Below are 14,190 nucleotides of genomic sequence, written 5' to 3'. Positions count from 1 at the left end.
ATTAGCTCCTAATCTTTGAATTTGCAATCCTATAGAAGCTTAACCCTTCTGTGTGAATTTACTATATTAAAGAAGTGAAAAAATTGTAAAAGTTGATCATTAAAGTGATACAGAACTTACCGAAGAAGGAGCTCAAGCACTCCGTAGTTTCTGGAACTCTCTCGGTGCACCAAGCACACTTCGTGATTATGATATTGACGATAGTGAGTTCGGAAGCATCGTCGAAAAAACGTTCATTAAACCTGGAGTGGGCACATACAAAGAGCTTGATCCGGAATCTGTGATGAATATTTTGAAGAAATCGTAATAAATCAAAACCGGCTCTCATTAAAGAGGGAATGGAAGCCGGTTTTTTTATTGCTTAATAATTGCTCAAGGACTGCTTAGGTAAAGAAAGATCGTAATCTTTTTTGTAAAACATCTGACACTTCTTCTCATTTCATCTCTTGTGCGCAGATGAATGGATAGATTGACAATGTCTTGTTTTAAGATGTGTGTCAGCCAATCCTTCCATTCGTCTATCTCAGAAAAACCAAGTCTAGTATCGCAATATATAACTGATCAAGCAAACACATCCTTTTTCAATTTCTAATGGGACCCACGCTTTTTTAAGATCTATGTCAAAGGATTCCGAGGAGCAGGTGAATTAAGAAATCAATTATTCCACACAAAGTCAACAGACGAAGTGCGTGCCTTGCTTGATCACTTTGTTTCAAAGAATCCTGATTTATTTTAGTTAAATGATCGGCCAAAAATGATAAAGCACAACTAAAATGGTGTCTTAAATAATCTTGCTGACGGAATCAGTTGACACTGGTTCCGTTAGTTTTTTTAAAGAATTACCAATATCCATGTGTTGCAACATACAGTCCGGACATGTTGAAGCAGCCGGGAAAATAGTTTTACGGTAAGCAGAAATCGTAAAAATCTTCAACCGATGACTGTGAAACCTCCGTAATTAATAAAATTATCGCTTTAGTAAAAGGCAACTATCCCTTTTGAGTGTTGCCTTTTTATATTTTTACAAGGATTGACTAGTTTTTCTCTACATGTTACTATTAGGTCACGTATTAAATGTTACCTTTTGGTCACTTGAAAGATTTCCAATTGTTTCTGTGAGAGGAGTCTGAAATGAAAGAAGAGCTTTCCAGCGTTTTTAGAGCTTTGGATCATCCAATTCGAAGAGGAATTCTTGACCTCCTCAAGTTATCACCAAAAACAACAACTGAACTTAATGATTTTTTTCCTGATGTTACTCGATATTCTATTATGAAACACTTGAATATTCTGGAAGAGGGGAATTTGGTTATCGTTCGGCGTGAAGGAAAATATAGAAGAAACTTTCTTAATGCGGTGCCTCTCCAAGAGGTGCATAATCGCTGGGTAGGAAAATTCGTACAAACTGCTGCAAGTTCATTAATAAACTTACAAACCACAGTAGAACAAGGGAGGAAAAATACAATGGCAACTAATAATAATCAATTTCATATTGAGCAAGAGATTTTTATGAACGCGCCTAGAGAAAAGGTTTACAAGGCATTAACGGAAGATGTACAGGATTGGTGGGAATTTCGATTAGCTCCAAAGGATCAAAGTTCTCAATTGACTTTTAACCCCGTTCTGGGAGGGCAATTCATTGAAAAATGGGGAGAAAATAAGGGCGCTATTTGGGGAAATGTTTATTATGTGAATGCCCCTGAAGAAATTCGTTTACAAGGTCATCTTGGGATGCAAGGAGCGGTAAATAGTGCTTATACTTATCGGTTAATTGAGAAGGATGGGGGAACCCTGCTTCAACTTTCGCATACAGCGTCAGGTATTATTAAAGAGGATTGGGAACAAGAGCATACTAATGGATGGAATTATCTTCTTGGTACTTTACTAAAAAATTATCTTGAAAATAAATGAGGAAGAAATAATTGGAGGATTACCCGGATGGTAGATGTTGTAACAGAAATCATTATAAACTGTCCTATAGAGAAAGTTTCAAGCTATGCATCCGACCCTGAAAATGCACCAACTTGGTATGTAAACATTCATTCAGCGGAATGGAAAACACCTAAACCACTAAAAGTTGGTTCGAAAATTGCTTTCAAAGCAAAGTTTTTAGGCAGAGAGCTTGCATATGTATATGAAATTGTTGGAGTTATACCAGAAAAAGAGCTTGCAATGAAAACAGCTAATGGTCCTTTTCCGATGGAGACGATTTATACTTGGTCTTCTTTGGATCATAATCAGACTCGAATGATATTAAGAAACAAAGGAAACCCAGAAGGCTTTTCTAAAATCATTACTCCATTTATATCAAAGATGATGAAAAAGGCAAATATGAAGGACTTACAAAAACTAAAATATATCCTTGAAAATCCTAGTTAATAAATCAAAAAACAAATTTAAATTAACTATTATGGTTTTCCTGATCAGGTTCTTCATAATATAGTGACGGCACATTGGTAATGAATTACCGATGTGTCGTCCTCTTTTGTATCTGATGTATTAAACCTGCCATCCACTCAATAATTATTGGCAAAATAAGCGCAACTTTTCTTGTAAACCTTCCAAGATTTCTCCAGGTATTTCCCTCACCTTGACTTCTGTACCCAAAAACAATAGCCAATTGGACATTTCAGTCAGCTCTTCGTGCTTTTTTACATCAATAAAAGTCTTTAATAAAGCTGTCGTCTGATAAGGGTTGGTATAGGAAATGGACACTTTTAAAGGATGGTATTTTTTGAACTGGGCTATGGCTTTTGGGCCTAGTTCAAGGACAAGGTTGATGGCTTCTTCCTGTTTGCTTATCTTTTCCAGGATCTTTTTCTTGCTCATTCTTTTTTTCTCCGGGTAGGGCTTAACATCGGTAAGATGGTCAACAGGAATGATTTTCTTCTTTTCTTCTTTTAAGTCAAAGCCTTCAATCAGCCAGGCGCTTTTTTCACGGTAAAGGTGTAAGAGATAAATCGGATAAGATGTGCTGGTCTTCTCTTCTCTAATGGTAATGAATAAATAGCGGTCCACAAGCAGGGTTTGTATGAGTGTTTCCAGCATGGGATGGGGAAGGTCTGACAGATCCAGCAAATCAGGATTATGTGGGTTGGTTCCTTCAAAAAGTAAGATCTGATTTAAAAGAACAAGGTCATCCTGCTGGTTTTCAGATATCAGACCCAGTAATTTTTCAGCTAAAGACTGACGGCTCTTCAGATAGGGGAGCTGTTGGTTTCGAGTGGCCATAAAGGCAATAAAAAGCGCTTTAACTTCATGGTTCGTAAAGCGAACGTCAGGCAGGACAGAGTTGTGCATGACAAAATAACCCCCATCCCTTCCCACCTCAGCGACAAGGGGCATTCCCATGGCTTCAATTTCTCTTATGTCTCGAATGGCGGTCGAACGCGAGATGTTAAACTCCCGCATGATTTCGGAAATGGTAAAGTGGGCACGATTGTTGATGTAGCGCATAATGACATTGATTCGCTCAACTTTTTTCATCGGGGCTCCTAAACAGTATCATTTTTTGACATGATTTAAGGCTATGATATACCTATCAAGCGATGATTACAAATCACTAAAAAAATTTGAGAAGAGAGGTATGGAACATGGCAAATTACACTCTGGAAGAAAAAGAAGGCTTTACTGTGATTGGACTTGGAACCGAGCTTAAGAGCGATTACACAGACTATGCGGGCATTCACAAGGAAAAGGCGGATTTTTGGCAGGCGGTTGACGAGGACGGAAGACTGGATACGTTAAAATCCATGGCATCCAATGACTACATTTTTGCCGTGAATGAAGCGGTGAACAACAAGATGATGCATTATGCAGGCGTGATGACAGAGGAACAGGCACCAGAAGAAGCACGAGTGATTCAATTTCCTAAAGGCGAATACGTCGTGGTCAAAGGCGAAGGAGAATCAGCTGATGATCTGAATAACAAGCTTGCGGACGTAGCCTTTGGAGAAGTCCTGCCAGAAGCCACGAATGTTGCCTATGTTGGCGGACCCAATACATCGGTTGAGATGGGGAAGCGTAACGGCTTGATTTATGGAGAAATGTGGATTCCTGTTATCCGCAAATAATCGTAGGGAGGAACAGCAATGAGCTATACCGTTGATTTTAAAAATGTGTCTGAAGCAGGGCTGGAGTCTTCACCTGCAGCAGAAGCGCTTGCCGGTTTACGTGCGAATGAAGCCCGATATTTTATGAACAAATACAAACACGAATTTACGGTTGTACCAGCCAGCGAAAGCCAGGAAACACTTGATTATGTGAACCGGATTTTAAAGGAAGAACGTGATATTGAATTTGCGGCCAAACCGCTGGAAACATCAAGGTTTCAAGTGGAGAACATACAATTCGCCTACGTCTTTTACGAGGATGGTCTTTCGGTCAACGTCATGTATACGGTGGATAACCCTAAGAAACGTGCTGTGGGTTTTAAGCTTTCTGAGGGCATGGAGATACCCAAGGAGTTAGAAGGCAAGTTCAAGTTTGCCAGGCAAAAGTCTAAACTCGCTGGAACCATCCGGGGCTCGTTCTTTGTGATCAAGGGAGAATATTGAAGTAAGCTCATTATACTGGTACATCCCCTATTACAAGAGGAGTGCAGCACAAATTATATGAAAGAAGGCAACTGGCCCTTATAGGGAGTTGCCTTTTTTTATTTTTGAATGGATTACCGAATTGAAAACATGATCCATTTGATTCGCTCTCTAAATATCGGTACACTAGCTCTATAAGTAAAATGGAGCAGGTGCGGAAATGAATCATAGGCAAAAGGAACTATTGAGGATATTGCTCATCGAGGATGGAGCTGTCCATATCAGGGATATAGCGGAGCAGCTGGAGTGTTCGGAAAAAACCGTGCGCAACGACCTGGACAAAATCGAAGAGTATTTACTTGATTATGCTGATTCGCGTCTGATACGGAAACCGGGCTTTGGCATAGCGATTGAAAGTACGGAAGAGGATCGCACCGCCTTATTAGGCACGCTCCTGTCGGAGGTATCAAAAACGAATGAAGAACGGCTGTTGGAAATCGCTTATGAACTATTAACGAGTGAAAAGGCGGTTACCCTAAAGTATTTTGCCGATCGTTATTATGTGGCAAAAGCGGCTGTGAAAAAAGATTTGGAAATCATTACAGATTGGCTGCAGCGTTATGAGCTGGAACTCATTTCAAAGCCGCGGATCGGCCATGTCATTGAAGGTTCAGAATTAAACAAACGAAATGCTCTCGCTCATTTGTCACAGCTTGGTCCGTTGAGGCAAGATGGGAAGAATGCTGTGCTGGATCTGTTTTTGCCCTATGAAATCATGCTGGTCAGGAAAGCGCTTCAGCGCATGGAGGATGAATTTTCCTTTGCTTTTACGGATGATACGGTTGAAAGCCTGCTGGTACATGCCTTGATCATGATCAAACGGACACGGCAAAAATCACGCGTCTTTGTTGATGAAGCGGAGATGGCAGAGACGGCTGATCGGCGGGAATATCAGTATACTAGTTATTTATTTGATCGGCTTACGAACGAATTCGGCTTATCCTTTCCGGAAGAGGAGCGGGTGTACTTTACATGGCATCTGATGAGCAGTAAGCGGATGGAAGAGGGGATCGATCAGGATTTTCGAGTGAATCCAGAAACGGCGGATCTCGTTCAATCCTTGATCGCGAAGATGGGGAGGCTCACCTCTTATCGCTTTGAGGGGGATACGATGCTAATGAATAGCCTCGCCGTTCATATGCACTCGGTAATCAATCGCCTCAACTTTGGTTTTCCGATTACGAATCCCCTGCTTACGAATATTAAAAAGATGTACCCTTATATGTTTCATATGGTCATGCTCGCTCTCGAGGAGATCAAGGAGCCTTTTGCTGTTGAGATCCCGGAGGATGAGGCCGCTTATCTGGTTCTTCATTTCCAGGCCTCTGTCCAAAGATTGGAGCAGAAGAACGAAACAAAGAAAAAGGTAATTATCGTATGCCATATGGGGATTGGGATGTCGCATTTGCTGGAGGCGAAAATCGAGCAGCAATATCAGGAAATTGAAGTATTGGCCTGTGTGGGCAAGGGGGAGCTGGACAAGTACTTGAAAAAGGAACAAGCTGATTTTATCATCTCAACGGTTCCTCTTGAAAAAGTATCCGTGAAGCACATTGTCGTGTCTCCGCTGTTTGGCCAGGAGGATAAGAAAAAGGTAAGTAAGTTTGTTGAAGAGCTGGAACACGGCAAGTCAGATCATCCTGGCACTTCTGTCTTTTCTCTTTTCTTGTCTGAGAACCTTGTATTTTTTAACGTAAGAAAAGAACACCGCTATGAGATGGTGGAATTCATGGCGTGGGCTCTTTACAAGCACGGGTATGTGAGTAAGGACTATATCCATAGTGCGGTAAAAAGAGAACGGAAATCCGCTACATCTGTTGGCGGGGGAGTGGCCATTCCACACGGAAATCCTGAGACGGTTCAGCGATCTGTGCTGGCCGTTGCCATTCTGGAGAAGCCGATGGAATGGGGGAATGAGCAGGTATCGCTTGTTTTTATGCTGGCCATCGCCAAGAAAGATCATGGAGCTATCCGCGGAATTATGGGAGAGATCGCCTTATTAAGTGAGAGTCCCATTGCTGTCTATGCGTTATCAGGAGCAAGGGATTATCAGGAATTTAAAGCGATCCTTGAGAACGGAAAGTAATGCCAAAGCAGTGCACGTTAACGTCGTGTGCTGCTTTTTTTGTCCAATACGCTCATTTTACCGCAGGCTGCGGTAAAAATTTAAAAGATTAAGCCGGTATGTAAGCGTTATTATACAAGTAAGCGATTACAACGAACAGGAGGAAACAGGATGGGGAAAGTATTAGCGATTACAGCTTGCCCGGTTGGTATTGCCCATACGTACATGGCTGCCGAAAATCTTCAAAAGGCGGGCGCAGCGCTGGGTGTCGATATAAAAGTAGAAACACAGGGTTCGATCGGAGTGGAAAATGCCTTAACCGAACAGGATATTGCCGAAGCGGATGGAATTATTATCGCGGCGGACAAGGAAGTAGCGAAAGACCGGTTCGCTGGAAAGCGAGTTATAATAACCGGTGTTAAAGACGGCATCCGTAAACCGGAGGAGCTGATCAAGCGCATCCAAAGCGGGGATGTACCGGTTTATAAACCGGAATCCGCATCAAGTAATGATTCTAAAAAGAGAACTTCAAAGGAAAACCCGGTCTATAAGCATTTGATGAACGGGGTATCGTACATGGTGCCTTTCATTGTGGTCGGGGGATTATTGATCGCCATTGCTTTAACACTCGGCGGGGAGCAGACACCCGGCGGGATCAAGGTTCCGGACGGGACCATCTGGAAGCAGATTGAAAGTCTTGGCAGCACCGCCTTCATGTTTATGGTTCCGATTCTGGCCGGTTTTATTGCGGTGAGCATTGCGGATCGGCCGGGATTGGTTCCCGGTATGATCGGCGGTTATATCGCGGCAACCGGAAGTTTTTATGGAAGTGATGCTGGAGCGGGATTCATCGGCGGGATTATTGCCGGATTCCTGGCAGGGTATGTGGCTCTTGGAATTAAGAAAATCAAGGTGCCAAAAGCAGTCCAGCCGGTTATGCCTATCATTTTTATTCCGATATTATCCAGCGCCATTGTAGGCTTACTATTCATTTATGTGATTGGAAAACCTGTAGCTGGTGTGTTTGAAGCCTTAACGAGTTGGCTCGCAGGGATGCAAGGCGGAAGTTCCATCGTATTGGCCATGATTCTGGGTGCGATGATTGCAGTAGATATGGGCGGTCCATTCAACAAGGTTGCGTTCTTATTTGGATCAGCCATGATCGGCGAAGGAAACTATGAAATTATGGGACCGATTGCTGCTGCCATTTGCATTCCGCCGATTGGGCTTGGAGTGGCGACGTTTATCAGCAAACGCAAATTTTCGCAAATGGAAAGAGAGACAGGAAAAGCTTCCTTCACCATGGGGCTGTTCGGAATTACAGAAGGGGCCATTCCTTTCGCGGCACAGGATCCTCTGAGGGTCATTCCAAGTATTGTTGTAGGGTCTATGACGGGTTCCGTTATTGCCATGATGGCTGGTGTAGGCGACAAAGTAGCGCACGGCGGTCCCATTGTAGCTGTACTTGGTGCGGTTGATCATGTAGCGATGTTCTTTGTGGCGGTGATTGTTGGTGTAGCTGTGACGGCTTTATTGGTGACAGTGTTGAAGAAAAATGTAGAAGGCGCATCGATAAAAGAAGAGACTGCTGTTTCACCTGTAAGGGAGATGGAAGCAGGAAATTCTGAAGTGGCTTCCGGCCAAGACATTCACCAATTAACCGATATTACCAACTTGGAATTGATTGAAACGGATCTATCAGGCAGCACTCGAGATGATGTGATCAATGAATTGATTGCTAAGCTTGATGGAGAGGGGATTTTATCCTCGAAAGAAGCTTATAGACAAGCCATTATCAAACGAGAAGAAGAAAGCTCGACAGGACTTGGAATGAACATTGCGATTCCTCACGGAAAAACCAATGCGGTGACTCGGCCGGCTGTAGCCTTTGGGATTAAGCGGGATGGAGTAGACTGGAACAGCCTGGACGGTACGGATGCAAAGCTGGTCTTTATGATTGCTGTGCCTGAACATGCTGCTGGGGATGCTCATTTAAAGATATTGCAAATGCTGTCACGAAAACTGATGGATGACGGGTTTAGAGAGAATCTTATTAAGGTAACCTCCAAGGAAGAGGCATTCAAGCAACTTGGAACGATACGCTAATCTGTTTAAACAGTTGTTTAATAAAAATACAACATAAACCTCCCAGTCAAAAGCCGGGAGGTTTTCTTTAGGTTCTGCACAGGACCTGAAATGAAATCTTCACCGACTGCCCCATCCGCATTCAGGTTCATTTGGCTCGATTTGATTCGCTGTTCAAATACGGTTACACTAGGTCTGTACGTTTTTACAGATAAGGGGAAATGAATCACAGACGGAAAGAACGACAAAGCTTTTGAATATCCGATCTGTAATGAGACAAGGAGAACACAATGAACAATTATAAATTAACCATTCAGTATGATGGCGGCCGTTATAAGGGCTGGCAACGACTGGGCAATACTGAAAATACCATTCAAGGTAAAATTGAAAAGGTACTAACTGAAATGGCCGGTGAAGAAATTGAAATCATTGGATCAGGAAGAACGGATGCGGGTGCACATGCGCTTGCTCAAATCGCTAATTTCAAGATGCGCAAACGTATGACAGAAGAGGAAGTGATGAAGTATTTAAACAGATACCTTCCTCAGGATATCAGCGTTGTGGCCGTTACGCTCGTACAGGACCGTTTTCATGCGCGTTATAATGCCAAAGATAAAACCTATTCCTATAAAATCTGGAATAAGCCATTTCCAAACCCGTTCATGCGAAAGTACAGCATGCATGTGGAGGACAAGCTGGATCAGAAAAAAATGAAAGAAGCCGCAAAACACTTTTTAGGTGAGCATGACTTTACGTCCTATTCCAATGCCAAGGCGAAGAAAAAGTCCATGGTGCGTGAAATCTACTCACTCGATATCAAGGAAAAAGAAGGTTTCATCGAAATTAAGATCCGCGGCAACGGATTCCTTTACAATATGGTAAGAAAGGTCGTCGGAACGCTAATTGAAGTGGGGTTAGGAGAAATCGAGGCGGCTGCGATACCTTCTATTCTTGAATCAAAAGAGAGAATCCAAACCGGCCGAATGGCGGAAGCAGAAGGATTATATTTGGAGAAGGTTGGGTTTTAAGCCAATTAATCAGCTGCGAATCTTCTAAAGATTTAATAAGAATAAACCCTGTTACGCACAAATAGCAATGCTGCGTGACAGGGTTTTTTATTAGTAATATGGACTTATTTCGTCTCAGTTAAAGGTCGATCCGGTTTAACTGCAAACCACAAAATCACTGCAACAAGGATTGGCATAATGGAAATGATCAATGTGTTTTCCCAGCCGACCGTCTGAGCAAGCCAACCGCATAGGAGAGGGGACAAAAAGGCACCAATATTGCCCCAAAGATTCATCCAGCCAGATACCGATCCGGAGAATTCATTCCCCAAGTCAACTGCTGCTGCCCAAGATGTGACGACTGGAAATCCGAGTGCACCCAGTGACAGGGTTAACCAGAGCACATTCATCCATGGAGTGGTGGCATAAGCAGCCAAATACATGGAGATCGAGAAGACGATTAATCCGCCAATAGCCAAAGCACCGCGGGCAATTAATTTTGATTTGCCGATTTTTACGAGATAATCAGAAATGGCTCCGCCTGTCATAACGGTTACGAAAATACAGAGCCAAGGGAGGCTTGCTGCGAATCCCATACTGGCCAGTGAAAAGTCTCTTGCTTCCTGAAGATAAGTAGGAAGCCATACTAAAAAGAAGGTAACGATATAAAGAACAACAAAGTATTGAAGCCCCAAAGCCCAAAAACGGCCATTTTTTAAAAAGGTTCTCCAAGGAGCAACCTCTTTCTTTTCTTTTTGAACCGTACGATTTTCAAGAATATATTGGGTTTCTTCTTTACTGATGTATGGGTGATCTTCCGGTTTATTTCGTCCGAGCCAATACCATAAGAACGCAATAACTAATCCCAAAAAGCCAAAAATGTAGAAAACTGCTTCCCATCCCCATTGTTGAAAGATGGCTACGGTCAGCACTGGTGCAATGACGGGACCAAAATAGGAACCAGCCAATAAAGCACTGGAAGCACGCCCCTTTTCCTGCTTCGGAAACCAATACGTATTAAACACGGCATTTCCCGGATACATGGGTCCTTCGCCAACGCCAAAAAGGAAACGGACAGCGGCTAATAAACCATGCGACTTTACAATGGCCGTCAAACCAGTGAAAACGGACCACCAGAGTAAAGCAAAAAATACAATTTTTCTGGCCCCAAAGCGTTCAGCTAGCATACCGGCTGGAATTTGAGACAATGCATAGCCTAGTGAAAAGAAGGAAGCAAGAAGGCCAAATTGTACTTTTGTCATATTTAAATCGTCCATCATGGGTTTTGCAATCACGGCGATGTTGGAACGGTCCATATAGGCGATCAAACCAATAACAAAGAATAATAAAGCGAGCCACCAGCGTACTCGGGAACGGGGCTGGGCGCCACCACTCAAACCAATTTCCTGTTTTCTTATCGGTTGTTCCATTTTTTCACTGACCTCCTCAAATTTTATAAAGTTCTGGCTTCCTATCCTTTAGCACTGGCATCCTTTCACGGACGGAGGACACAGAGTCAAGGTCGATTGTGGCATAGAGTATGGTGGGTTCTGAACCTGCTTCCGCAATAATTTCCCCCAATGGATTGATGATCATGGAATGTCCATTGAATACGTCATTCTCGTTTCGGCCGGACACGTTGGCTCCAACCACAAAAAATTGATTTTCAATAGCTCGGGCGCGAAGAAGGATTTTCCAATGTTCTTCCCGTTGAATGGGCCATTGTGCCGGTACAAAAAGGATTGAGGCATTTTCAACCGCATAATGACGCATGAGCTCCGGGAAACGGATATCATAGCAAATGACTGTGCTGGCCCTGTGGGTGCCCAGATCAAATAAAGGGGAATCAAGACCGCCACTTAAATACTGATCCTCATTCATAAGTCCAATTAAATGCATTTTGCTGTATGTATTAATAAGTTCTCCCGAGGGGCTAAAGGATAGGTTTGTATTGTAAACACCGTCACCTCGATTAGCCGTAAACGAGCCGCCAATGAGCCAGATTTGATGCTCCTTGGCTTTTCTAGATAAAAAGATGCTAGTTTCCCCCTCTAGAGGTTCAATGTGCCTGCTTAAATGATCAAAATCATAACCGCTTAGCCACATCTCCGGCAGGACCACAACTTCTGCTCCGTTGGCTACAGCTTCATCAATCTTCTGTTCAGCATTTAACAGGTTTCTTTCACGATCTCCCTGCAACACATTTAATTGGCAAACGGCTATTTTCATTTCACTGCCTCCTTTGCTAATAGAGCTTCTGTTTTCTCAACAGGTACGACTTCATATTCCAGTTTGATTTCTTTATGTAATACAGGATCGGTTAACATCATGCGGTAGGCATCAGCATATTTAAAATTTCCGTCTTTAATGGGGACAGTTCCGCAAAAAAGGATCGTTCCCTCTTGATCGATACGGTCCCTTTTAGAGGCGAATTCAATAATGTCATTAACCGGGAGGACAGAAGAGATGCTGCCATCCTGATACATTTCCCATTGACCTTGAATCAGGATTTCGCATTTCAGTTTTAGTTCGTCCCAGTGGGGGAGAAGGCTTTCCAGAGGCCACACCGTCTTGGCAATTGGTTTTGGACAAACTTGTTTTGCATAAGGAATACTTATTGTTTCAAGTGAACGGTCCGTATGATCAGATCCTACGGTAACGTAATTGCCCTGTGGGGTAATGACTAGAACGAACTCGACTTCTCCTGATGTTTTTTCTCCTAAAAGCTGAATCTGATCTTCTTGAGTGACAAGAAGATTGCTGACCGGATAGACCATAGGGATTTCCGGGGGAGCAGGAATCCCTTCGTTCGCCAACTCATCAATATGATGCTGAACCGATTCCTGGTTTCTTCCCGAGTATCCAATACATACACTTTGTTTAATCTCGATTGCTATATCCTCGTTGCCATTTATAGAAAATCTCATCAATCTTCCTCCTTGTTTAGTTCTTCAAGTGCTGATTTTGTTTGCTCTAGGTGAATTCGCATAGCATCCACTGCACCGCCGTTTTTTAATCCTTCAGCGATTTTTTTATGTTCTCTAATAACCTCTTCACCCCGGTTTTGGCGGTGAATAACCTGAACACCTATTCTTCTGAACAGATCTGATATTTGTTCAGAAATACTAATAAGCCTTTTGTTTTCTGCAAGATCATATAAGGTTTTGTGAAACTCCCGATCAAGATTGATAAATTGATCTTCATTTCCCATTCTCAATTCTTTTTCCATTAAGAAAATGATGCCCTCTAATTCTTCTAAACTCTTTTCGCTTATAGTAGAACTAATTTTTTTTACAATATGCAGCTCCACCAGCATTCTTAGCTCAAAAACATCCTCAATGTCTTTCTTAGTTATAGGACTTACAAACGTTCCCTTGTAAGGAATGGATACAAGCCATCCTTCTGTTTCAAGGGATTGAACCGCTTCTCTGAAGGGTGTTCTGCTAATATTAAACTCCTCTAAGGCTCTCTTTTCTGTAATCACCTCATTTTTTTTGAAAAGCCCGTTTATAATCGCTTCTTTTAAAATGTTGTAAGCTTGTACTTTTAACGGGTTAGCATGGAAGGATCGACTTTTCATTTGTTAGCACCTCGAATATATAATATATAATATATGATATAGATTATTCAGATAATTACAAGAGTAAAATTCAATCATGTATCAAATTTGACAACTCGCTTACTTAAGAAGTAGAGAAATTTTATGAAACACGAAATAAACTAGTTCGAAAGAGTTTACCACCCTGCTGAAACGCATGCCAAATCTTCGTCTGAGTATCCCGCGGGAGAATGTTAACTGGCAATTCAAGCTAGCCGCACAAGGCTTAGCATCTCTTCCAGTTTCTTTTTAGAGAAAAAAGTCAAACCCAACAAAACCATCCGTTCTCGCGGGTGGTTTTGTTGGATTTGACTATTCAGCGTGCCGAGAATTTATTGATATTTAAAACACTTAATTTCACACAAGTAGTGGTGGTAATTAATTGTGAGGTACGAATTTTGGTATCATAAGGCTGCTGCATAAGCCACCGTTTTATTCTGTGATAGTTATCTCGGACAACGAATAATAGAAACTCTAGCCACCTCAGATCCTCTGAATGTGGTATCTATAAACGTTTCCTGACATTTAAAGACTCTCAGCCTGATGGTACTAGGGTTCTGTCTTAAATCAAGTTCAAAGTCTACTAATCTTCCGGACAATCTGCCAATGCCAGTCGCTCTCATCGAATGATTGAGAGGGCAAGTGAGTGATTCCAAGAGTAATGCTTGAAAGTCCAAACCCTGTGCGATATAACCAAGTTCAATGCCAAAACGGCAATTAAAACAAAGGTTTCCTTCTATAAGGGCGCTGTTTTGGGTTTTTAATCCCGCAAACTCGGAACGGCACTCGCATCTAGTTTCGGCTGGGGATCTTCGGTTACGGGCAAACCATTGGTTCCGATTG

General features: G+C 42.4%; 12 protein-coding genes and 3 pseudogenes. 9 read left to right on the top strand and 6 right to left on the bottom strand.

Annotated elements, in window-relative coordinates; translation table 11 throughout:
• Positions 1-166: 166 nt before the first annotated feature.
• A pseudogene (locus AS030_RS24925) lies at positions 167-307 on the top strand (NADH-dependent alcohol dehydrogenase); the annotation flags it as partial.
• Positions 308-429: 122 nt separating this feature from the next.
• On the opposite strand, the pseudogene AS030_RS24410 reads toward AS030_RS24925, so the two are convergent.
• Positions 430-543, bottom strand: a pseudogene (locus AS030_RS24410) (tRNA-dihydrouridine synthase); the annotation flags it as partial.
• A 58-nt stretch (positions 544-601) separates the two neighbouring features.
• Between AS030_RS24410 and AS030_RS24405 the strand changes: the two are divergent.
• From AS030_RS24405 to AS030_RS19595, 3 genes and pseudogenes are all read left to right on the top strand, one after another.
• Positions 602-736 (top strand): annotated as a pseudogene (locus tag AS030_RS24405) (tRNA-dihydrouridine synthase); the annotation flags it as partial.
• A 395-nt stretch (positions 737-1,131) separates the two neighbouring features.
• The gene (locus tag AS030_RS19600; protein ID WP_061974837.1) at positions 1,132-1,908 is read left to right on the top strand and encodes an SRPBCC domain-containing protein; all 777 of its coding nucleotides are present in this window, start codon (positions 1,132-1,134) and stop codon (positions 1,906-1,908) included.
• 27 nt (positions 1,909-1,935) lie between these two features.
• Entirely contained in the window at positions 1,936-2,376 is a 441-nt protein-coding gene (locus AS030_RS19595) for an SRPBCC family protein (protein ID WP_061974835.1), read from the top strand.
• A gap of 144 nt (positions 2,377-2,520) precedes the next feature.
• Here the strand turns inward: AS030_RS19595 and AS030_RS19590 are convergent, their stop codons facing one another.
• Positions 2,521-3,483 (bottom strand): helix-turn-helix transcriptional regulator, encoded by a 963-nt coding sequence (locus tag AS030_RS19590; RefSeq protein ID WP_061974833.1) that lies wholly within the window; start codon positions 3,481-3,483, stop codon positions 2,521-2,523.
• A 107-nt stretch (positions 3,484-3,590) separates the two neighbouring features.
• On the opposite strand from AS030_RS19590, the gene AS030_RS19585 reads away from it, so the two are divergent.
• The 5 genes from AS030_RS19585 (at position 3,591) to truA (ending at position 9,770) form a co-directional block, all read left to right on the top strand.
• Positions 3,591-4,070, top strand: a complete 480-nt coding sequence (locus tag AS030_RS19585; RefSeq protein WP_061974831.1) for a GyrI-like domain-containing protein — start codon at positions 3,591-3,593, stop codon at positions 4,068-4,070.
• 18 nt (positions 4,071-4,088) lie between these two features.
• Entirely contained in the window at positions 4,089-4,553 is a 465-nt protein-coding gene (locus AS030_RS19580) for a hypothetical protein (RefSeq protein WP_061974829.1), read from the top strand.
• 199 nt (positions 4,554-4,752) lie between these two features.
• Positions 4,753-6,678 (top strand): BglG family transcription antiterminator, encoded by a 1,926-nt coding sequence (locus AS030_RS19575; protein ID WP_061974827.1) that lies wholly within the window; start codon positions 4,753-4,755, stop codon positions 6,676-6,678.
• Between the two features lie 150 nt (positions 6,679-6,828).
• Positions 6,829-8,763 carry a PTS fructose transporter subunit IIABC gene (locus tag AS030_RS19570; RefSeq protein WP_061974825.1) on the top strand — a complete coding sequence of 645 codons (1,935 nt, stop codon included), beginning with the start codon at positions 6,829-6,831 and terminating at the stop codon, positions 8,761-8,763.
• Between the two features lie 269 nt (positions 8,764-9,032).
• Positions 9,033-9,770: a tRNA pseudouridine(38-40) synthase TruA gene (gene truA / locus AS030_RS19565; RefSeq protein ID WP_061974823.1), complete on the top strand. Its 738-nt coding sequence runs from the start codon at positions 9,033-9,035 to the stop codon at positions 9,768-9,770.
• 104 nt (positions 9,771-9,874) lie between these two features.
• Here the strand turns inward: truA and AS030_RS19560 are convergent, their stop codons facing one another.
• Genes AS030_RS19560 through AS030_RS19545 form a run of 4 tightly spaced genes read right to left on the bottom strand, consistent with a single transcriptional unit; the run spans position 9,875 to position 13,329 of the window.
• Positions 9,875-11,179, bottom strand: coding sequence for an MFS transporter (locus AS030_RS19560; RefSeq protein ID WP_061974821.1), 1,305 nt, complete (start codon positions 11,177-11,179; stop codon positions 9,875-9,877).
• A 16-nt stretch (positions 11,180-11,195) separates the two neighbouring features.
• Positions 11,196-11,978, bottom strand: a complete 783-nt coding sequence (locus AS030_RS19555; protein WP_061974819.1) for a carbon-nitrogen family hydrolase — start codon at positions 11,976-11,978, stop codon at positions 11,196-11,198.
• A complete protein-coding gene (locus tag AS030_RS19550; protein WP_061974817.1) occupies positions 11,975-12,676 on the bottom strand; it encodes a DUF2848 family protein in 702 nt (233 codons plus the stop codon). The genes AS030_RS19555 and AS030_RS19550 overlap by 4 nt, the downstream gene beginning before the upstream one ends.
• Positions 12,676-13,329, bottom strand: a complete 654-nt coding sequence (locus tag AS030_RS19545) for a GntR family transcriptional regulator (RefSeq protein ID WP_061974815.1) — start codon at positions 13,327-13,329, stop codon at positions 12,676-12,678. The genes AS030_RS19550 and AS030_RS19545 overlap by 1 nt, the downstream gene beginning before the upstream one ends.
• Positions 13,330-14,190: the final 861 nt, after the last annotated feature.

Origin of the sequence: Fictibacillus enclensis, from assembly GCF_001457035.1 — a bacterium.
Lineage (GTDB): Bacteria > Bacillota > Bacilli > Bacillales > Fictibacillaceae > Fictibacillus_C > Fictibacillus_C enclensis.
This window is presented reverse-complemented; position numbering and strand designations above follow the sequence as displayed.

What these genes read in the sequence shown, in the direction of transcription:
- truA (WP_061974823.1), top strand. Translation starts at nt 9,033, where the DNA reads ATGAACAATTATAAATTAACCATTCAGTATGATGGCGGCCGTTATAAG.
- AS030_RS19600 (WP_061974837.1), top strand. Translation starts at nt 1,132, where the DNA reads ATGAAAGAAGAGCTTTCCAGCGTTTTTAGAGCTTTGGATCATCCAATT.
- AS030_RS19575 (WP_061974827.1), top strand. Translation starts at nt 4,753, where the DNA reads ATGAATCATAGGCAAAAGGAACTATTGAGGATATTGCTCATCGAGGAT.
- AS030_RS19595 (WP_061974835.1), top strand. Translation starts at nt 1,936, where the DNA reads ATGGTAGATGTTGTAACAGAAATCATTATAAACTGTCCTATAGAGAAA.
- AS030_RS19550 (WP_061974817.1), bottom strand. Translation starts at nt 12,676, where the DNA reads ATGAGATTTTCTATAAATGGCAACGAGGATATAGCAATCGAGATTAAA.
- AS030_RS19545 (WP_061974815.1), bottom strand. Translation starts at nt 13,329, where the DNA reads ATGAAAAGTCGATCCTTCCATGCTAACCCGTTAAAAGTACAAGCTTAC.
- AS030_RS19555 (WP_061974819.1), bottom strand. Translation starts at nt 11,978, where the DNA reads ATGAAAATAGCCGTTTGCCAATTAAATGTGTTGCAGGGAGATCGTGAA.
- AS030_RS19590 (WP_061974833.1), bottom strand. Translation starts at nt 3,483, where the DNA reads ATGAAAAAAGTTGAGCGAATCAATGTCATTATGCGCTACATCAACAAT.
- AS030_RS19570 (WP_061974825.1), top strand. Translation starts at nt 6,829, where the DNA reads ATGGGGAAAGTATTAGCGATTACAGCTTGCCCGGTTGGTATTGCCCAT.
- AS030_RS19560 (WP_061974821.1), bottom strand. Translation starts at nt 11,179, where the DNA reads ATGGAACAACCGATAAGAAAACAGGAAATTGGTTTGAGTGGTGGCGCC.
- AS030_RS19580 (WP_061974829.1), top strand. Translation starts at nt 4,089, where the DNA reads ATGAGCTATACCGTTGATTTTAAAAATGTGTCTGAAGCAGGGCTGGAG.
- AS030_RS19585 (WP_061974831.1), top strand. Translation starts at nt 3,591, where the DNA reads ATGGCAAATTACACTCTGGAAGAAAAAGAAGGCTTTACTGTGATTGGA.